Annotated in this window: 15 protein-coding genes and 1 pseudogene; 7 read left to right on the top strand and 9 right to left on the bottom strand. The window is 74.2% G+C overall.

What is annotated here, in order from left to right; translation table 11 throughout:
- Positions 1 to 18: 18 nt before the first annotated feature.
- From ACFWEG_RS02790 to ACFWEG_RS02775, 4 genes are all read right to left on the bottom strand, one after another.
- Positions 19 to 1080: an ABC transporter permease gene (locus ACFWEG_RS02790; RefSeq protein WP_387208434.1), complete on the bottom strand. Its 1062-nt coding sequence runs from the start codon at positions 1078 to 1080 to the stop codon at positions 19 to 21.
- Positions 1077 to 2606, bottom strand: coding sequence for a sugar ABC transporter ATP-binding protein (locus tag ACFWEG_RS02785; protein ID WP_387208432.1), 1530 nt, complete (start codon positions 2604 to 2606; stop codon positions 1077 to 1079). Before ACFWEG_RS02785 ends, ACFWEG_RS02790 begins: the two co-directional genes overlap by 4 nt.
- A gap of 460 nt (positions 2607 to 3066) precedes the next feature.
- On the bottom strand, positions 3067 to 4251 hold the full coding sequence (locus ACFWEG_RS02780; protein WP_387208430.1) for an ROK family protein: 1185 nt from the start codon (positions 4249 to 4251) through the stop codon (positions 3067 to 3069).
- A gap of 195 nt (positions 4252 to 4446) precedes the next feature.
- The gene (locus ACFWEG_RS02775) at positions 4447 to 5385 is read right to left on the bottom strand and encodes a beta-ketoacyl-ACP synthase III (protein ID WP_387208428.1); all 939 of its coding nucleotides are present in this window, start codon (positions 5383 to 5385) and stop codon (positions 4447 to 4449) included.
- 240 nt (positions 5386 to 5625) lie between these two features.
- Here ACFWEG_RS02775 and fdhD point away from each other — a divergent pair, with 240 nt between their 5' ends.
- The gene (gene fdhD, locus ACFWEG_RS02770) at positions 5626 to 6459 is read left to right on the top strand and encodes a formate dehydrogenase accessory sulfurtransferase FdhD (RefSeq protein WP_387208426.1); all 834 of its coding nucleotides are present in this window, start codon (positions 5626 to 5628) and stop codon (positions 6457 to 6459) included.
- Between the two features lie 24 nt (positions 6460 to 6483).
- On the opposite strand, the gene ACFWEG_RS02765 is transcribed toward fdhD, so the two are convergent.
- Complete coding sequence (locus ACFWEG_RS02765; RefSeq protein WP_387208424.1) at positions 6484 to 6837, bottom strand: nuclear transport factor 2 family protein; 354 nt, start codon at positions 6835 to 6837, stop codon at positions 6484 to 6486.
- A 70-nt stretch (positions 6838 to 6907) separates the two neighbouring features.
- Between ACFWEG_RS02765 and ACFWEG_RS02760 the strand changes: the two genes are divergently transcribed.
- Positions 6908 to 7807: a LysR family transcriptional regulator gene (locus ACFWEG_RS02760; protein WP_387208422.1), complete on the top strand. Its 900-nt coding sequence runs from the start codon at positions 6908 to 6910 to the stop codon at positions 7805 to 7807.
- A gap of 17 nt (positions 7808 to 7824) precedes the next feature.
- Here ACFWEG_RS02760 and ACFWEG_RS02755 read toward each other — a convergent pair whose 3' ends face one another.
- On the bottom strand, positions 7825 to 8958 hold the full coding sequence (locus tag ACFWEG_RS02755; RefSeq protein WP_387208420.1) for a serine/threonine-protein kinase: 1134 nt from the start codon (positions 8956 to 8958) through the stop codon (positions 7825 to 7827).
- A gap of 233 nt (positions 8959 to 9191) precedes the next feature.
- Positions 9192 to 10355 (bottom strand): lipase, encoded by a 1164-nt coding sequence (locus ACFWEG_RS02750; RefSeq protein ID WP_387208418.1) that lies wholly within the window; start codon positions 10353 to 10355, stop codon positions 9192 to 9194.
- A 120-nt stretch (positions 10356 to 10475) separates the two neighbouring features.
- Between ACFWEG_RS02750 and ACFWEG_RS02745 the strand changes: the two genes are divergently transcribed.
- Positions 10476 to 11741 carry a DUF4185 domain-containing protein gene (locus ACFWEG_RS02745; protein WP_387208416.1) on the top strand — a complete coding sequence of 422 codons (1266 nt, stop codon included), beginning with the start codon at positions 10476 to 10478 and terminating at the stop codon, positions 11739 to 11741.
- Here ACFWEG_RS02745 and ACFWEG_RS02740 read toward each other — a convergent pair.
- On the bottom strand, positions 11674 to 12741 hold the full coding sequence (locus tag ACFWEG_RS02740; protein ID WP_387208414.1) for a bile acid:sodium symporter family protein: 1068 nt from the start codon (positions 12739 to 12741) through the stop codon (positions 11674 to 11676). The genes ACFWEG_RS02745 and ACFWEG_RS02740 overlap by 68 nt on opposite strands.
- A gap of 85 nt (positions 12742 to 12826) precedes the next feature.
- Here ACFWEG_RS02740 and ACFWEG_RS02735 point away from each other — a divergent pair, with 85 nt between their 5' ends.
- The 3 genes and pseudogenes from ACFWEG_RS02735 to ACFWEG_RS02725 all read left to right on the top strand — a co-directional run bounded on the left by ACFWEG_RS02735 (position 12827) and on the right by ACFWEG_RS02725 (position 16682).
- Positions 12827 to 13702, top strand: coding sequence for a LysR substrate-binding domain-containing protein (locus ACFWEG_RS02735; protein WP_387208412.1), 876 nt, complete (start codon positions 12827 to 12829; stop codon positions 13700 to 13702).
- Positions 13703 to 13927: 225 nt separating this feature from the next.
- A pseudogene (locus ACFWEG_RS02730) lies at positions 13928 to 15742 on the top strand (AMP-dependent synthetase/ligase); the annotation flags it as partial.
- 106 nt (positions 15743 to 15848) lie between these two features.
- Positions 15849 to 16682: an aldo/keto reductase gene (locus ACFWEG_RS02725; protein ID WP_387208410.1), complete on the top strand. Its 834-nt coding sequence runs from the start codon at positions 15849 to 15851 to the stop codon at positions 16680 to 16682.
- Positions 16683 to 16798: 116 nt separating this feature from the next.
- Here the strand turns inward: ACFWEG_RS02725 and ACFWEG_RS02720 are convergent, their stop codons facing one another.
- Positions 16799 to 17104: a 4a-hydroxytetrahydrobiopterin dehydratase gene (locus ACFWEG_RS02720; protein WP_387208408.1), complete on the bottom strand. Its 306-nt coding sequence runs from the start codon at positions 17102 to 17104 to the stop codon at positions 16799 to 16801.
- 46 nt (positions 17105 to 17150) lie between these two features.
- On the opposite strand from ACFWEG_RS02720, the gene ACFWEG_RS02715 reads away from it, so the two are divergent.
- Positions 17151 to 17963 (top strand): helix-turn-helix domain-containing protein, encoded by an 813-nt coding sequence (locus tag ACFWEG_RS02715; RefSeq protein WP_387208406.1) that lies wholly within the window; start codon positions 17151 to 17153, stop codon positions 17961 to 17963.
- The last annotated feature ends 60 nt before the right edge of the window (positions 17964 to 18023 follow it).

Raw genomic sequence — 18023 nt, 5'->3', positions numbered from 1 at the left:
GTGGGTCCCTTCACTGCTTCACTGCGAACTGGTGGAGGAGGTGCGGCGCTGGACCAGGACGGCGGCCACGATGATCGCGCCCTTGGCGATCTGCTGGACGTCGCTCTGGAGGTTGTTGAGGGCGAAGATGATGGTGATGGTGGTGAAGATCAGCACACCGAGGACCGAGCCGACGATGGTGCCGCGACCGCCGCTGAGGAGCGTCCCGCCGATGATGGCGGCGGCGATGGCGTCGAGTTCGTACAGGTTGCCGTTGGTGTTCTGGCCCGCTCCGGCGTGGACGGCGAGCATGAAGGCGGCGATGCCGCAGCAGAGGCCGGACAGGAGGTAGAGGTAGAGGCGCTGGCGGCGGACGTCGATCCCCGCGAGCCGGGCGGCCTCCGCGTTGCCGCCGACGGCGATGGTGCGGCGGCCGAAGGTGGTGCGGTTCAGGAGCAGCCAGCCGACGAGGGTGACCGCGGCGAAGATGATCACGAGCGGCGGGATGCCGAGGATGTAGCTCTCGCGCCGGCCGAGGTCGAGGACGGACTCGACGGTGACCATCTGGGTGGTGCCGCCGGTGATCATCAGGGCGAGGCCGCGGGCGGAGGCCAGCATCGCGAGGGTCGCGATGAAGGGGACCATCCCGCCGTAGGCGATGAGCACGCCGTTGACGAGTCCGCAGCCGAGGCCGACGAGGATCGCGGTGAGGAACATGCCCGCGAAGCCGTACTCCTGGGTGGCGACCGTCGTCGCCCACACGGAGGCGAGCGCGACGATCGCGCCGACGGACAGGTCGATGCCGCCGCTGGTGATGACGAGGGTCATCCCGACGGTGACCACGCCGATGACGGACGCCTGGACGAGGATGAGGCGCAGGGTGGAGCTGTCGAGGAACTGGTCGGGCTGGGTGATGCCGCCGATCAGGGCGAGGGCGGCGAGGACGCCGAGCAGCGAGAGGTTGCGGGCGTCGAGGCGCAGGCCGAGCGCGGGGCCCTTGCGCTCCGGCGGGGCCTTGGGGGCCGGGGCGCCGTCGGTGTCGCGCGGCTCCTTGGTGAGCCGGTCGGCGGCGGCCGGCGCGGGCTGCGTGGGCTGCGTCATGACGTCGGGCTTCCTTCCAGTACGAGGTCGAGTACGCGGTGTTCGTCCAGCTCGTGGGCGGGCGCCTCGTGGACGACCCGGCCCTCGCGCAGGACGAGCACCCGGTCGGCGAGGCCGAGGACCTCCGGCACCTCGCTGGAGACGAGGAGCACCGCGAGCCCCTCGTCGGCGAGCCGCCGCACCACGGCGTAGAGCTCGGCGCGGGCGCCGACGTCGACGCCGCGGGTGGGCTCGTCGAGGAGCAGCACCCGGCAGCCGCGCAGCAGCCAGCGGGCGAGGACGGCCTTCTGCTGGTTGCCGCCGGACAGGGTGCGGACGGGGGCGTCGGGGTTGTCGGGCCGCAGGGACAGCTCGCGGATGGCCGTGTGGGCGGCCCTGCGCTCGCCGGACCGGTCGAGCCAGCCGCCGCGGGAGAAGCGGCCGAGGGTGGAGACGGAGACGTTGCGGGTGACGGACTCCAGCATCAGCAGGCCCTGCGCCTTGCGCTCCTCGGGCGCGAGCCCGAGCCCGGCGTCGACGGCCGAGCGCACGCTTCCGGCGCGCAGGGCGCGGCCGCCCACGTAGACCTGGCCGGAACTGGGCTTGCGCGCGCCGTAGATGGTCTCCAGGATCTCCGAGCGCCCGGAGCCGACCAGACCCGCGAGTCCGACGATCTCGCCGGGGCGGATCTCCAGGTCCAGCGGCTCGAACTCGCCCTCGCGGGACAGGCCTTGGGTCCGCAGGACGGGCTCCTCGGCGCGCTCCCGGGCTGCGGGCCGCTCGGGGAAGACGTACTCGACGTTCCGCCCCGTCATCATCGCGACGATCTCCTTCGTCGGCGTCGACTCTGCGGGGAGTCCGACGGCGACGGCCCGGCCGTCCTTGAGGATGGTGACCCGGTCGCCGATGCGGCGGATCTCCTCCAGGCGGTGGGAGATGTAGACCACGGCGACCCCGTCGGCGGTGACGTCGTCGACGATCCGGAACAGGTTGTCGACCTCGTCCGGGTCGAGGGCCGCGGACGGCTCGTCCATCACGATCAGCCGGACGTCGTGGGAGAGCGCGCGGGCCATCGACACGATCTGCTGGTGCGCGGCGGAGAGGTCGCCGACGAGCCGGCCGGGGTCGATCTCCGGGTGCCCGAGCCGCTTGAGCAGCAGCCGCGCCTGCTCCCTGCCCTCGCGGCCCTTGACCACGAACCCGGCGGCGGTCGGCTCGTGGCCGAGGAAGATGTTGTCGGCGACGGTCAGCCCCTCGACCAGGTCGAGTTCCTGGTAGATGGTCGCGATCCCGAGCCGCATCGCCGCGATGGGGGACTTGAGCTGCACGGTCTCGCCCCGCCAGGTGATCGTCCCGTCGTCGGGCTGGTGCGCCCCGGCGAGGACCTTGATCAGGGTGGACTTGCCGGCCCCGTTCTGGCCGAGCAGGCAGTGCGTCTCCCCCGGCCTGACCTCGAGGTCGACGCCGTCGAGGGCGCGGACGCCGGGGAAGGACTTGGTGATGCCGGTCATCGTGAGCAGAGGTGTGTCGTCGGGCGCTGGTGCCATGGCGGTTCCCTCGGTACGGCTCGGGCGGGGCGGACGGAACGGGGGCGTGCGGTCGGTTCCGGGCAGGACGGAGCTCGGCGCGGCCCGTGCGCGGGACCGCGGCGCGAGTGGGGGGGGCGGGCCACCGCGCGAAGGGCTGGCGGTGCCGTCGAAGTGGCGCTGGGTGAGGACGGGTTACGGGTCGGCTCGCGGGAGCGGTGCGGCTCGTTCGGGGCGGACGGAGCGGGACGTGCGGTCGGGTGCGGCTCGGCGGGTGGCGCGGTTCAGGCGACGGTGCGGCTCGGACGACTGCGGCTCGGTACGGGCGGTGCGGGGTGCCGTGGTGCGGGGTGCGGATGGTGCGGCGTGCAGGTGGTGCGCGGTGCGGGTGTCACGTGGCGCGGGTGCCACGCGGTTCGTGCCGTGGTGCAAGTGGTGCGCGGTGCGGTTCAGGCGTGGTGCGGTGGTGCCACCGGCCGGTTCAGGCCGGCGAGAACAGGTGGTCGCTGATGAGCCGGGCCGCGCCCGTCACACCGGCGACCTGCCCCAACTCCCCGAGCACGATGGGCAGGTTGCCCGTCGCCAGGGGCAGGGACTGGCGGTAGACCTGGGTGCGGATCGCGGCGAGCAGGGTGTGGCCGAGGCCGGTCACCCCGCCGCCGATCACCACCAGGCCGGGGTTGAAGAAGGAGACCAGACCGGCGATCACCTGGCCGACGCTGTTGCCGCCGGCCCGGATCAGCTCGATCGAGGTGGGGTCGCCCGCCGCGGCGGCCACGGCCACGTCGGCGGAGGTGAGCAGGCCGCCGCGCTCCTTGCGCTGCGCCAGCTCGTCGGAGAGCCCGGCGGCGACCGCCGCCTCGGCGTCCCGCGCGAGCGCGGCGCCGCTGAAGTGGGCCTCCAGGCAGCCCTTGTTGCCGCAGTTGCAGAGCCGGCCGTCGGGGTCGACCTGGATGTGCCCGATGTCGCCGGCACTGCCGGTCGCGCCCCGGTGGACGTGGCCGTCGACCACGATGCCGCAGCCGATGCCGGTGCCGATCTTCACGCACAGGAAGTCGTTCACCGAGCGGGCGACACCGGCGTGCATCTCGCCGAGCGCCATCAGGTTCACGTCGTTGTCGACCATCACCGGGCAGCCGAGGTCCTGGCTGAGCGCCTCGCGGACGGGGAAGCCGTCCCAGCCCGGCATGATCGGCGGGGCCACGGGCACGCCCTCGGGGAAGCGGACCGGTCCGGGGACGCCGATGCCGGCCCCGTCGAACCCGCCCTCGGCGATCCCGGTGGCCTTCAGCTTCGCCGCCATCGCGAGGACCTGCTCGAAGACCGCGACCGGGCCCTCGCGGACGTCCATCGGGTGGTTCAGGTGGCCGAGGACCTCCAGCTCCGCGTTGGTGACGGCGACGTCGATCGACGTGGCGCCGATGTCGACGCCGAGGAACCGCAGGCTGGGCGCGAGGCGGATGTTGTGCGACCGCCGTCCGCCGCGCGAGGCGGCCAGCCCGTCGGCAACGACCAGGCCGGTCTCCAGCAGCCGGTCCACCTCCACGGCCAGCTTCGACCGCGACAGGTCGACCTGGTCGCCCAGCTGCGCCCGGGAGTTGGGACCGCCGTCGCGCAGCAGGCGGAGAAGACGCGCCTGGTGCGCGTTCGCGGGTCGAGCCGTCATGCGCCTCACGCGTCCCCTCCCGCCGTCATCGGCAGTTCCTGAGCTTTCGCAGGGGAACGTAGCAGCGGTTGTCGGCGCTGGGAAGAAGTTGCGTGGGAATCGCCTCCAACTTTTCCCACAGACAGGACAAAGACGGGGGCGCGAGAGCGGCTTCGAGCGTGCGCGGGCGCACGGCTCCCGCGCGCGGCGCGCGCCCTACGGGCAGGCCACGACCTGGCCCGCGTAGGAGAGGTTGCCGCCGAAGCCGAAGAGGAGGACGGGCGCGCCGGTCGGGATCTCGCCGCGTTCGACCAGCTTGGAGAGGGCGAGGGGGATCGACGCGGCGGAGGTGTTGCCCGAGTCGACGACGTCGCGCGCCACCACCGCGTTCACCGCGCCGATCCTCTTCGCCACCGGTTCGATGATCCGCAGGTTCGCCTGGTGCAGCACGACCCCCGCGAGCTCCTCCGGCGTAACCCCGGCCCGCTCGCACACCTTGCGCGCGATCGGCGGCAGCTGCGTCGTCGCCCAGCGGTAGACCGACTGCCCCTCCTGCGCGAACACCGGCGGGGTGCCCTCGATCCGCACGCAGTTCCCCATCTCCGGCACCGACCCCCACAGGACCGGCCCGATCCCCGCCTCGCCGCACGCCTCCACGACCGCCGCGCCCGCGCCGTCCCCGGTCAGCACGCACGTCGTGCGGTCCGTCCAGTCCGTGATCCCCGCCATCTTGTCCGCGCCGATCACCAGCGCGCGCGCCGACGAACCCGCCCGGATCGCGTGGTCCGCCGTCGCCAGCGCGTGCGTGAAGCCCGCGCACACCACGTTGAGGTCCATCACCGCCGGCGACGGCATCCCCAGCCGGGCCGCGACCCGGGCGGCCGTGTTCGGCGAGCGGTCGATGGCCGTCGACGTCGCCACGATCACCAGGTCCACGTCCGCGGCCGTCAGCCCCGCGTTCGCCAACGCCTTCGCCGCGGCGTGCGCGGCGAGCTCGTCCACCGGCTCGTCCGGCCCGGCGACGTGCCGCGTCCGGATGCCGACGCGGGTGCGGATCCATTCGTCGGTCGTGTCGACCAGCTTCGCCAGGTCCTCGTTCGTGATCACCTTGGCGGGCTGGTAGTGGCCGAGTGCGGCGATGCGTGAGCCGGTCATACCGAGCCCCCCTTGTGAGGTGTGGACGGGATGGATCTCCCAGTCTCGTCAGCGACCGGCGGGTAACGGGGCGCGACCCATGCCAATATTTGGGCGCGGCTGTTGTCGGTTCCCGACCGGGGGACGCACTTGCGTGCGGGTTTCCGTGGCGGGGCGGGGCCCAGGTACGGGTGTGGAGCCCCGCCTCCGAGGTAGGGGGAGGATGGGACGGGTCGGGGTCGTGGCGGAGAGGTGCGTGACATGGGTCGGGTGACGGAACGGCGGCGCGTCGTACGGATACGGGACGGCGCGGTCAGCACCCGTCCGGACACCCTCGTCGCCGAGGAGCCCCTGGAGATCCGCCTGAACGGCAGGCCCCTCGCCATCACCATGCGCACCCCGGGCGACGACTTCGCCCTCGCCGCCGGCTTCCTCGCCAGTGAAGGCGTCCTCGCCGCGCAGGACGACCTCCGGTCGATCACCTACTGCGCGGGCGCGACGGAGGACGGCGTCAACACCTACAACGTCGTCGACGTCCGCCTCGCGGACCACGTCCCCGTCCCCGACCTCACCCTGGAACGGAACGTCTACACCACCTCGTCCTGCGGCCTCTGCGGCAAGGCCAGCCTGGACGCGGTCCGCACCACCACCCGCTTCCCGCTCCACGACGACCCCCCGCTGCGCCTGACCCCCGCCCGGCTCTCGCTCCTCCCCGACCGCCTGCGCGCACACCAGCGCGTGTTCGACCGGACGGGCGGCCTCCACGCCGCCGCCCTCTTCGACGCGGACGGCGAACTCCTCGACGTCCGCGAGGACGTCGGCCGCCACAACGCCGTCGACAAGATCGTCGGCCGGGCGCTGCAGGACGGCCGGCTGCCGCTCGCCCGCTGCGTCCTGATGGTCTCCGGCCGCGCGTCGTTCGAGCTCGCGCAGAAGGCGGTGATGGCCGGCATCCCCGTCCTGGCCGCCGTCTCCGCCCCCTCCTCCCTCGCCGTCGACCTCGCCGCGGAGACCGGCCTCACCCTGGTCGGCTTCCTGCGCGGCACGTCGATGAACGTCTACGCGGGCGAGCACCGGATCGACCTCGGGGCGTGATCCGGGGCCCGCGTCCGTGCCGGCTCAGCGGCGGAAGCCGCTCGCGTCGAACGCGACCCGGATACGGGTGATCCGCCCGTCGACCACCCGCGTCCAGTTGGCGACCGGCACCGGGTCGGCGACGGTCGTGTGCAGCACGAACCAGGTCAGGACGTCGGCGCCGTCGGCGAAGACCTTCTTCACGTCGACCTTCGTCGTGATGCCCGCGAGCCCGGTGAAGCCCTTGACCGCCTCCTCGGCCCCGTCGGCCGTGCCGAGCGGGCCGACGAAGGTGACGTCGCCGGCGAGCAGGGCGCGGTAGGCGTCGATGTCCTTCGCCTGCCAGGCGGTGAAGTAGGCGGCGGCCACGTCGGCGGGGTTGCTCTGCTGTGTCGTCATGACTCCAGGCTCCGCGGGCCCGCGCCATAAGTCCAGGAGCTGGATCTGCTCCCGGCTAGCATCAGTGGTTATGGAGCTCCGGCAGCTGGAATACCTCGTCGCCGTCGCCGAGGAGGGCGGCTTCACCCGAGCCGCCGAGCGGCTGCACGTCGCCCAGCCGGGGATCAGCGCGCAGATCCGGAAGCTGGAGCGCGAGCTCGGTGAGGAGCTGCTCGACCGGGGCGGGCGGACGGTCGTGCCGACGGAGGCGGGCGCGGCGGTCCTGCCGTACGCGCGGGCCGCGCTGGCGGCGGTCCAGGGGGCGCGTGCGGCGGTCGAGGAGCTGACGGGCCTCGTGCGGGGGCAGGTGCGGATCGGGACCATCACCTCGCTGGGGCCGACCGTCGACCTGACCGGGCTGCTCGCCGCGTTCCACAAGGCGCATCCGGCCGTCGAGATCGGGCTCGTCGAGGACACCTCGGACCGGCTCGTGGAAGCGGTGCGGGCGGGGCGGCTGGACCTGGCGGTGGTGTCGGTGCCGGACGAGGCGGAGCCGCCACGGGGGGTCGCGTGGCGGGTGGTCTCGCGGGAGCGGTTGGTCGCGGCGGTGCGGCACGGGCATCCGCTGGCCGTCGGCGGCACGGTGCCGCTGGCCGGGCTCGTCGGGCATCCGCTGATGTGCCTGCCGCACGGGACGGGGCTGCGGACCGTGCTCGAGCGGGCGGTCGCCGCGGCGGGGCTCGACGTGCGGGTCGCGTTCGAGGCGGGGGACCCCGGGACGCTGGCGCGGTTGGCGGTGGAGGGGTTGGGGGTGGCGGTCGTGCCGGAGTCCCTCGCGCGGTGGCATGCGGACACGCTGCACACGTGCGTGCTGGTCGAGCCCGTGCTCCACGGCCGGCTCGCGCTCGCCTGGCGCGCGGAGGGCCCCGTCTCCCCCGCGGCCCACGCCCTCGCCCGCGCGGCCCGCACCCGCGTCCCCCCGGCCCCCTGACCGCGCCTGCAGGGGGCTCAGCCCTCCGCCGGGACTCCGGGCGACGGCTTCGGGGCCGGCGCCGGGACCTCGGCCAGTTCGGAGAGGGCGCCGCCGGGGGAGACCACCGGGTCCGGCGCGTCGCCCGCGGTGATCGTGCCGACCGACCCCGTCAGGGAGGCCACGCCGAGCAGGGCGACGAGGACCGCGCCCGCGCTGGCGGGAACGCGGGCCCGGCGGTGGCGGGGCCCCGGCGCCGGGGCGGGAGGGGCGGCGGGCCGAGGCGCGGAGGCGGCGGGGGTGGCGGGGGCCGGGGTGGCGGCCGCCGGCACCGCGGAGAGCGCCTGGGCGCACGCCTGCGCCGAGGGGCGGTCGTCGGCCTCCAGCGCGGTCATGGCGCGGAGCAGCCGGACGAGATCGGAGGGCACCCCCGCGGGGAAGGCCGGCGGCCGGTGCATCCGGGCGATCGCGGCCTCCAGGGGCGCCCCGTGGTACTCCAGCTCCCCCTTGAGGCATTCGAGGAGGACCAGCCCGAGCGCGTAGACGTCGGCCGCGGGCCCGGCGGGCTGCCCGCGGACCTGCTCGGGGGCGAGGTACGCCGCCGTGCCGATGAGCGGCCCGGTGGCGGTGCCGGCCAGCCCCGTACGGCGGTCGACGGTGCGGGAGATGCCGAAGTCGGCCAGATGGGGGCGGCCGTCCTCGTCGAGGAGGATGTTGGCGGGCTTGACGTCGCGGTGGACGACACCGGAGGCGTGGACGTGCGCGAGCGCGGAGGCGAGCGCGGCCCCGAGGGGGCGGACCTCGTCGGGTGTCAGCGGGCGTTGGAGGATGCGGCGGCGGAGGGTGGAGCCCTTGACGAGCTCCATCACGAGGTAGGGCTTGCCCTCGTCCTGCCGCCCTGAGTCGTGGACGGCGACGAGACCGGGGTGCCGGACGCGGGCGAGCAGCTCGGCCTCGTCGGTGAAGCGGCGCTCGGTCTCGCGGTCGGTGACGCGGTCGCCGCCGGGCCGGAAGATCTTGACGGCGACGGGCCTCCGCTGGCGGAGGTCGAAGCCCTCGTGCACGTCCGCGTCGCCGCCCTGCCCGATCAGCCGGTCGATCCGGTACCGGCCGCCGACGGTGTTCGCGGTGAGCCCCTGGTCGGGTCGCAGCGCCCACTGCCGGACCTTCACGTCACCACTCCCTGGTTCAGCCGTTCCGTTCCGCGCCCCCTCCGGGCGGCCACCGGCCGGCGGCCCCGAGCGCACGTGATCCGGCTGCCCCGGCGGGCGGCGGATATACCCGGGACCCGGGGAACGGCGGGCGGGCGAGCACCCGGGAGCGGGACGCGGAGGGGGTGCGGGGCGACGGTGACCAGCGGGTACGCGGGTGACGTCGGCGAGCGCGGAAAGTTCCTGACGAACCGTCAGACGCCGCCCTGCGAGGGCGACATCCCACGCGCCCCCATCCTTCCCGCGCCGAGCAGCGCGGCGAACCGCTCCCCCATCCGGCGGTACGCGTCCCCGTCCGGGTGCAGCCCGTCGGGCAGGCCGGCGGTGTCGTCCGGGCCGAGCAGCTCGCGCCCGTCGAGGTACGTCAGCGCCGGGTCCGACCCGGCCCGGGCCGCGACGAGCCGGGCCAGCTCCTCGCGCACGACGCCGAGGGTCAGCGCCCCGAGGGGGACCTCGCCGGGATCGCCGGTCGCCCGGACCCGGCCGGTGGCGGGGTCGACGGCGCCGGGTCCCGGGGTGTCCTCGAGGGCGGGGCAGGCGATCGGGGAGAGCACCACAAGCGGGGTGTCCAGGTGGCCCTCGCGGACGGTGTCGAGGAAACCGTGCACGGCGGGCAGGAAGGTGCGCAGCCGCATCGTCGCCCCGTCGACGACGTTGATGCCGATCTTCAGGGTGATCAGGTCGGCCGGGAGGTCGCGGATCGTGCGGGCGACGCAGGGGTCGAGCATGGCGTTGCCGGAGAAGCCGAGGCAGGTGAGGTCGAGGCCGGCGGCGGTGGCGGCGACGGCGGGCCAGGTGCCGGTGGGGCCGGCGGCCTCGACGCACTGGCTGACGGAGGAGCCGTAGTGCACCCAGCGCGGCCGGTCGGACTCCAGGGGCGGTGCGACCGGGGCGTCCGCGCTCAGCTCCACGAGATCGCAGACGGCCGACTGCGGCAGCCAGAGCCGTAGCTCCTTCTCCCCCGCCGGCAGCCCGCCGAAGCGGTAGGTGCCCGCCTCGCCCGGCACCGGCTCGACGCCGTCCCGGCCGGTGCGGCGCATGAGGTCGCCGCCGGTGACGGGGGTCCGGGTGTGCAGGCGGCCGTCGACCACCAGGTCGAACGCGGCGGGCAGCGGTCCGCGGCCCGGCTCGTCGACCCGCGTGGTGCGGACCCGCAGGGCGAGCGCGGTGGCCTCCGTGCGGAGGGCGAGCCGCACGCCGGCCGGCGCCTGCACGGCGAGTTCGAAGAACGGGTCCGTGATCTGCGGGCGGGTCCAGGCGGGCAGCCGGCGCGGCCGGGCGCCGCGCGGGGTCACGTCGAGGTCCTGGGCGCCCTCGACGCGCACCCGCGCGTCCGGAAACGTGACACGGACGGTCACCGCACTCCTCCTCCCGGCCCCCGGGCCACTCGACCACGCCGCTGGTCAGCACGGACTCCGACACCCGAAGCCTGCCCCCGTCACACGAACCCGACACAACCCATTGGTAACCTCCGCCCCGTGTCTGCCGACCTCTCCGTGCGCATACCCCGCCCCCTGCTCGCCGTGCTGCTCGCGCTGGTCTGTGCGGCCGCGCTGCTCGTGGCGTGGCCGGAGGACGAGGCGCCGTGGCAGGAGGACGACGCGCCGGAGGCGGCGGCGTGCGCGGGGCGGCAGATCGAGTCGTGGGAGCCCGAGCAGCGGGTGACGGACGAGTTCGCCCGCTACGGCAACGACGGGCTGCTGACCGACGACTGGACGGGCGGGGACGGCACCCACTCGGTGCGGCTGCCCGACGGGCGGGTCCTGTGGCTGTTCTCCGACACCTTCCTCGGCCCCGTCGGCCTGCCGCCGAACCTGCTCGGCCAGCGGCACCACTGGCGGTCCGCCGAGACCCCGCTGCTGCGCAACTCCGCGGTGCTCGCCGCCGCCGACGGCCGCCTGGAGCGGACCCTGCCCGCCCCGCTCTTCCCCGACCCGGCCCCCGACCAGTGGCGCTGGCCGGTCGCCGCCCGCGTCGAGGCCCGTGCACCGGGCTCGGCCGAGCAGGTCGTCCGCGTGCTGCTGTGGACGCGGGCGAAGAGCGACGGGCCGTGGATCTACGGCGTGCCGGTCGCCACCGAGGTCGCCACGCTCCGGCTGCCCGACCTCGCCCTGGAGGGCTTCAACAGGATCAGCGACCTCAGCCGCGTCGCCGACCCCCGCGAGCGGGTCCAGTACGGCACGACGGCGGTGTCGCACGACGGCTACACGTACGTCTTCGGCGGCAACGACGGCGCCATCCCCGACCGGCCGACGGCGAAGCTGCACGTGGCACGGGTGCCGGAGGGGCGGCTCGGCGACCTGCGGGCGTGGCGGTACTGGGACGGCGAGGACTGGGGCGGCAAGGCCGTGCCCGTCCTCGGCGACGGCCGCAACCGGGGCGTCTCCAGCGCGTTCTCGGTGGTGCGGCAGGGCGACACCTGGGTGCTGATCACCATGGCGGCGGGCCCGAAGGGGCTCACCGACGTCACCTCGTACTGGGCCTGCGCGCCGCAGGGGCCCTGGTACGGGCCCGGCAAGGAGCTCAGGCCGCCGCTGCCGCGGGACGAGGGCCCGGCCGAGGACGCCGCCGCGTACAACCCGCAGGTGCAGGAGGCGCTCGGCGGCGGTCCGGGCGTCGTGATCAGCTACGACGTCAACTGGCTGTCGAAGCAGCCGGCGGAGGCGACGGCCGCGCTCAGCCGGAACGTGGACCTGTACCGGCCGCGGTTCCTGCGGGTGCAGTTCGGGCCGGCGGAGAAGTGAGGTCCTCGGCCCCGCGTTCCGCGACCGCCTCGGGGTCGCGGGCGCGGCGGGCGGCGAGGACCGAGCACACCATGAGCTGCATCTGGTGGAACAGCATCAGCGGCAGCACGGCGAGCGAGGCGTGCGCGCCGAACAGGACGGTCGCCATCGGCAGCCCGGCCGCCAGCGACTTCTTCGACCCGGCGAACTGGATCGCCACCCGGTCCCCGCGCGGGAACCCGAGCCGCTTCGCCCCGTACCAGGTCAGGGATAGCATCAGCGCGAGCAGCACCGCCTCGACGCCGAGCAGCGCGAGCAGCCGCAGCGGCGTCACCTGGCTCCAGACGCCCTCCACCATGCCCAGGCTGAACGCGGTGTAGACGACGAGCAGGATGGACCCGCGGTCGACGAGCCCGAGCACCTTGCGGTGCCGGGTGACGAAGCCGCCCACCCAGCGCCGCAGCAGCTGCCCGGCGACGAACGGCGCGAGCAGCTGGAGCACGATCTTCAGCAGCGAGTCCGCCGAGAAGCCCGCCGCGCCGCCGATCAGCAGGGCGGCGAGCACCGGCGTGACCACGATGCCGGCGAGGGAGGAGAACGAGCCCGCGCAGATCGCGGCGGGCACGTTCCCGCGGGCGATCGACGTGAACGCGATCGACGACTGGATCGTCGACGGCACCAGGCACAGGAAGAGCAGTCCGCCGTACAGGGCGGGGGTCAGCAGCCAGGGCACGAGTCCGCGCGCGGCGAGGCCGAGCAGCGGGAAGACGACGAACGTGCAGGCCAGGACGGTCAGGTGCAGCCGCCAGTGCTTGAGCCCGTCCACGGCCTCGCGGGTCGACAGGCGCGCCCCGTAGAGGAAGAACAGCAGCGCCACCGCGCCCGTCGACGCCCACGACGCGACGTCGGCGACCGTGCCCCTGGCGGGCAGCAGCGCCGCCACCGCGACCGTCCCGAGCAGCAGCAGGACGTACGGTTCGATCGGCAGCCAGGACGGCATGCGGGGCGTGCGGGCTCTCATGCGGCCATCCTCCCCCGCACCCGTCCGATCGGGAAACCCACTCACCGCTCTGACTGCCATCACCTTTCGTGATGACCGCGCTAGATTGGGCGCCATGTACGACCCCACCCAGCTCCGCACGTTCCAGGCCGTCGCGCAGACCCTCAGCTTCACGCAGGCCGCGCACCGGCTCGGGCTGCGGCAGTCCACGGTCAGCCAGCAGGTGCGGCGGCTGGAGGCGGCCGCCGGGCGGACCCTGTTCACCCGGGACACCCACCGGGTCGAGCTGACCGAGGACGGCGAGGCCATGCTCGGCTTCGCCCGCACCATCCTGGGCGCGCACGAGCGGGCCGCGGCGTTCTTCGCGGGGCCGCGGCTGCAGGGGCGGCTGCGGTTCGGGGTCTCCGAGGACTTCGTCCTCACCCGCCTGCCCGAGCTCCTGGAGTCCTTCCGGCGGGACCACCCCGCGGTCGACCTGGAGCTCACCGTCGAGCTCTCCGGCACCCTCCACCGGCAACTCGCCGCGGGCCGGCTCGACCTCGTCCTCGCCAAGCGGGCGGCCCGCGAGACCCACGGCGAACTCGTCTGGCGCGACCGCCTCGTCTGGATCGGCGCGCCGGGCTTCCGCGTGCGGCCGCCGTCCGCCGAGCAGCCGCTCCCCCTCATCGCCTTCCCGCCGCCCGGCATCACCCGCGCCCGCGCCCTCGACGTCCTCGAACGCGCCGGCCTCCCCTGGCGCATCGCCTGCACCAGCTCCAGCCTCTCCGGCCTCGTCGCCGCCGCCCGCGCCGGCCTCGGCGTCATGGCCCACTCCCGCGGCCTCGTCCCGGCGGGCCTGGCCCCGCTCCCCGCGCGGGCGGGACTGCCCGACCTCGGCGAGGTCGACTTCGTGCTGATGCACGGTGAGCGCGGTGGCGCCCCGGCGGCGGCCCTCACCGCCGCGATCCTGGCGGGCGCGGACCGCCTCCACCGGGGGCAGTAGTCGGAAAAAAATCAGCCCGGCCGGCGTTTGAGGCCACCGGCCGGAGGCCGGTATCCGCGGCGCAGCCGCGAAACTCGCTGCCGCCGCCCAAGGCCCCCCGTCGCGAAACTCGCTGCCGCCGCCCAAGGCCCCCGCAACGGGTGCGACGCGATACCTCCCCGCCACCGTTACCGTGCGGTAGCGTCACCGGCGCTGCACGGAGCGTCGACACCGGGGAGGCCCGCCATGCGTGGCAGCACCACACCCCCGCTCCCGGCGGAGCCCTACCGCGGCGGCCTCGCCGACTCGGTCTTCGACCGCGCCGAGACCGCCCCCCACCACATCTCCCTCTCGCGCAGGACCGACGACGGCTGGCAGGACGTCACCGCCGCCGCCTTCCGCGACGAGGTCCTCGCCCTGGCGAAGGGCCTGCTCACCCACGGCGTCCGCTTCGGCGACCGCGTCGCCGTCATGTGCCGCACCCGCTACGAGTGGACCCTGTTCGACTTCGCCCTGTGGTCCCTGGGCGCCCAGGTCGTCCCGGTCTACCCCACCTCCTCCGCCGACCAGGTCCTGTGGATGCTCCACGACGCCGGCGTCACCGGCTGCCTGGTCGAGCACGAGGACCACGCCATGACCGTCGGATCGGTGATCGACCGCCTGCCCGCGCTACGCGCGTTGTGGCAGCTCGACGCCGGCGCGCTGCAGACGCTCTACGCGGACGGCGTCGAGGTCGACGACGACGCCGTCCTGCGCCACCGCCGGGCCGTCACCCCCGACGCGGTCGCCACCGTCATCTACACCTCCGGCACCACGGGCCGCCCCAAGGGCTGCCTGATCAGCCACGGCAACCTGATGTTCGAGGCGGACGCCCTGCTCGGCGGCTGGGAGACCGTCTTCCGCTCCCGCCCCGACGACGCCGCCACCCTCCTGTTCCTGCCGCTCGCGCACGTCTTCGGCCGGATGGTGCAGGTCGCCACCCTGCGCGGCGGGTTCAGGCTCGGCCACACCCCCGACCTGACCGCATCCGCGCTGCTCCCGGACCTCGCCTCGTTCCGGCCGACGTTCGTCCTCGCCGTCCCGCACGTCTTCGAGAAGATCTTCCAGACGGCCCGCCGCCGCGCCGAGACCGAGGGCAAGGCCGCCGTCTTCGAGCGCGCGGTCGACGTCGCCGTCCGGTACGCGGAGGCCGTCGAGGCGCGGGACGCCGGGCACGGCCCGGGGCCGGCGGCCGGGCTGCGGGTGCAGCACCAGCTGTTCGACAAGCTGGTCTACTCCCGGATCCGCGCCTCGCTGGGCGGCCTGGTGCGGCACGCCATGTCCGGCGGCTCGGCGATGGACCGCCGGCTCGGCCTGTTCTTCGCGGGCGCCGGCATCCACGTGTTCGAGGGGTACGGGCTGACGGAGACGACCGCCGCGGCGACGGCGAACCCGGTGTCGCAGACCCGGTTCGGCACCGTCGGCCGGCCGGTCCCGGGCACGTCCGTGCACATCGCGGACGACGGGGAGGTCTGGCTGAGCGGCCCGCACGTCTTCCAGGGGTACCTGAACGACTCCAAGGCCACCGACGCCGTCCTGCGCGACGGCTGGCTCGCGACCGGCGACCTCGGCGCGCTGGACGCCGACGGCTATCTGACGATCACCGGCCGCAAGAAGGAGGTGCTGATCACGTCGGGCGGCAAGACCGTCCAGCCGCAGGCCCTGGAGGACCGGGTGCGCAGCCATCCGCTGGTCGCGCAGTGCCTCGTCGTCGGCGACGACCGGCCCTACGTCGCCGCGCTGATCACCCTGGACCCCGACGCCGTCCACCACTGGCTGGGCATGCGCGGCGCGCCGCCGGTGTCGCCCGCCGAACTGGTGCGGGACGCGCAGCTGGAGACGGAGGTGCGGCGGGCCGTCATCGCCGCGAACACCCTGGTCTCCAAGGCCGAGTCCATCCGCACCTTCCGGATCCTGGCCCAGCCGTTCAGCGAGGAGCGCGGGCTCCTCACCCCGTCGCTGAAGCTGAAGCGCCGGGCCATCGAGGCGGCCTACGCCGACGAGGTGAACGCGCTGTACCGGGGTAGCGGTCAGGGTGTGCGGGCCGACGGCGTCCCGCGGGAATGCGTGCGGGACCGTGATCGTTGACGATGAACGCACCACACGACGACGTAAGGATCGACCCCTCGTGAGCAAGGCCCCCACGATCACCCTTAACAACGGCGTCCCGATGCCGCAGCTCGGCTTCGGTGTCTGGCAGGTGCCGGACGACGAGGCGCAGGCGACCGTGACCACCGCCCTGGAGGCGGGGTACCGCAGCATCGACACCGCCGCGATCTACGGCAACGAGAAGGGCACGGGGGCCGCGATCGCCTCCGCCGGCGTCCCGCGGGACGAGCTCTTCGTCACCACCAAGCTGTGGAACAGCGAGCAGGGGTACGACTCGACGCTCACCGCGTTCGACGCCTCGCTCGACAAGCTCGGCCTCGACTACGTGGACCTGTACCTCATCCACTGGCCGACCCCGGAGCGCGACCTGTACGTCGACACGTACCGCGCCTTCGAGAAGATCCTCGCCGACGGCCGCGCGAAGTCCATCGGCGTCTCCAACTTCCTGCCGGAGCACCTGGAGAAGCTGCTCGCGGAGACCTCCGTGGTCCCGGTGCTGAACCAGATCGAGCTGCACCCGCAGCTCCAGCAGGAGGAGTCCCGCGCGTACCACGCCGCACACGGCATCGCGACCGAGGCCTGGTCACCGCTCGGCTCCGGCAAGGGCCTGCTCGACGTCCCCGCGCTCGTCGCCGTCGCCCGCAAGCACGGCAAGACCCCCGCCCAGGTCGTCCTCCGCTGGCACCTGCAGCTCGGCAACGTCGTCATCCCCAAGTCGGTGACGCCGTCCCGCATCGCCGAGAACATCGACGTCTTCGACTTCGAACTCGACCCCGAGGACCTCGCCGCGATCACCGCCCTCGACGAGGACCGCCGCCTGGGCCCCCACCCGAACGAGTTCAACGGCGCCTGAACAGCGCCTTCCTGGCGCCGCGCCCTCGCCCGGCTCCGCCGACTCCCCCGCACCCGCCCCCGGTAGCACCGGCGGCGGGTGCGCCCGTTGCGCCGGAGCGGGCCCCGGCGGCGAGGTCAGCGCACGTCGTGGGCCGGGGCGATCGCCTCGACGCGGGTGGCGAGGGCGAAGTCGCGGTCGGTGATCGCGCCGTCCGCGGCGTGGGTGCGGACGGAGAGGGCGACGGAGTCGTAGCCGAGCGTCAGGTCGGAGTGGTGGTCGAGGTCGTCCTGGATCTGTGCGATGTGCAGGGTGAAGGCCGCCGCGGCGATGTGCGAGCCGAGGCGGTAGGAGCGGGTCAGGCTGCCGTCGTCGAGCGACCAGCCGGGGAGTTCGCGCAGGCGTTCCTCGACGTCCTTCGGGGTCAGCGGTTCGATGGGCATGGATCGACTCTCCTCGCGGTCGCGACGGCCCGGTTACCGTGCACGTATGACAACTCTCGCCCCGGACAGCTCCGTCGGGCCACTCCTGCGCACCTGGCGGGAGCGGCGCGGCCTCAGCCAGCTGGAGCTGTCGCTGCGCGCGGAGTCCTCCGCGCGGCACATCAGCTTCGTGGAGACCGGCCGCTCCCGGCCGAGCGAGGAGATGGTGCTGCGGCTCGCGGAGCATCTGGACGTGCCGATCCGGGAGCGCAACTCCCTTCTCCTGGCGGCCGGTTACGCGCCCCACTACGCCGAGACCCCGTTCGACTCCCCCGCGATGGAGCCGATCCGCGCTCACCTGGACGCGCTGCTGAAGGCGTACGAGCCGTACCCGGCGATGGTGGTCGACTCGCTGTACAACGTGATCGCGGTCAACGCGGGCGTGACCGTCCTGATGGACGGGGTCGCCCCGGAGCTGCTCGCGCCCCCGCTCAACGCGATGCGCCTCACCCTGCACCCCGGCGGGCTCGCGCCCCGGATCCGCAACATGCGCGAGTGGCGGGGCCACCTCCTCGCCCAGATGGAGCGGCAGATCGCCCTCGCCCGCTCCGACGCCCTGCGCGCGCTGTACGAGGAGGTCGCGGCCTACCCGGTGCCGGCGGACGACGACGGGGCCGACGGACCGGAACCGGGCGAGGCCGTGCCGTACTTCGCGCTGCCGATGCGGATCGAGCACCAGGGGCAGGTGCTGTCCTTCATCTCGACGATCGCCACGTTCAACACGCCGATGGACGTGACCGTCGCCGAGCTGGCCATCGAGACGCTGCTCCCGGCCGACCCGGCGACGGCGGACTTCCTGCACCGCGGGGGCGCTAGCTAGGGGTGTCCGGCGGATCCGGCCCGCCCGAGGGCAGCCTTTTGACCTGGGTGGGGCCGAGTG

Source organism: Streptomyces sp. NPDC060194 (assembly GCF_042728285.1).
Taxonomy (GTDB): Bacteria; Actinomycetota; Actinomycetes; order Streptomycetales; family Streptomycetaceae; genus Streptomyces.
Note: the sequence above shows the minus strand (reverse complement) of the source record. Positions and strands in the feature narration are given on the sequence as shown.

Coding starts and splice junctions, on each gene's coding strand:
- ACFWEG_RS02790 (WP_387208434.1), bottom strand. CDS start 1,080: ATGACGCAGCCCACGCAGCCCGCGCCGGCCGCCGCCGACCGGCTCACC.
- ACFWEG_RS02785 (WP_387208432.1), bottom strand. CDS start 2,606: ATGGCACCAGCGCCCGACGACACACCTCTGCTCACGATGACCGGCATC.
- ACFWEG_RS02780 (WP_387208430.1), bottom strand. CDS start 4,251: ATGACGGCTCGACCCGCGAACGCGCACCAGGCGCGTCTTCTCCGCCTG.
- ACFWEG_RS02775 (WP_387208428.1), bottom strand. CDS start 5,385: ATGACCGGCTCACGCATCGCCGCACTCGGCCACTACCAGCCCGCCAAG.
- fdhD (WP_387208426.1), top strand. CDS start 5,626: ATGGGTCGGGTGACGGAACGGCGGCGCGTCGTACGGATACGGGACGGC.
- ACFWEG_RS02765 (WP_387208424.1), bottom strand. CDS start 6,837: ATGACGACACAGCAGAGCAACCCCGCCGACGTGGCCGCCGCCTACTTC.
- ACFWEG_RS02760 (WP_387208422.1), top strand. CDS start 6,908: ATGGAGCTCCGGCAGCTGGAATACCTCGTCGCCGTCGCCGAGGAGGGC.
- ACFWEG_RS02740 (WP_387208414.1), bottom strand. CDS start 12,741: ATGAGAGCCCGCACGCCCCGCATGCCGTCCTGGCTGCCGATCGAACCG.
- ACFWEG_RS02720 (WP_387208408.1), bottom strand. CDS start 17,104: ATGCCCATCGAACCGCTGACCCCGAAGGACGTCGAGGAACGCCTGCGC.
- ACFWEG_RS02715 (WP_387208406.1), top strand. CDS start 17,151: ATGACAACTCTCGCCCCGGACAGCTCCGTCGGGCCACTCCTGCGCACC.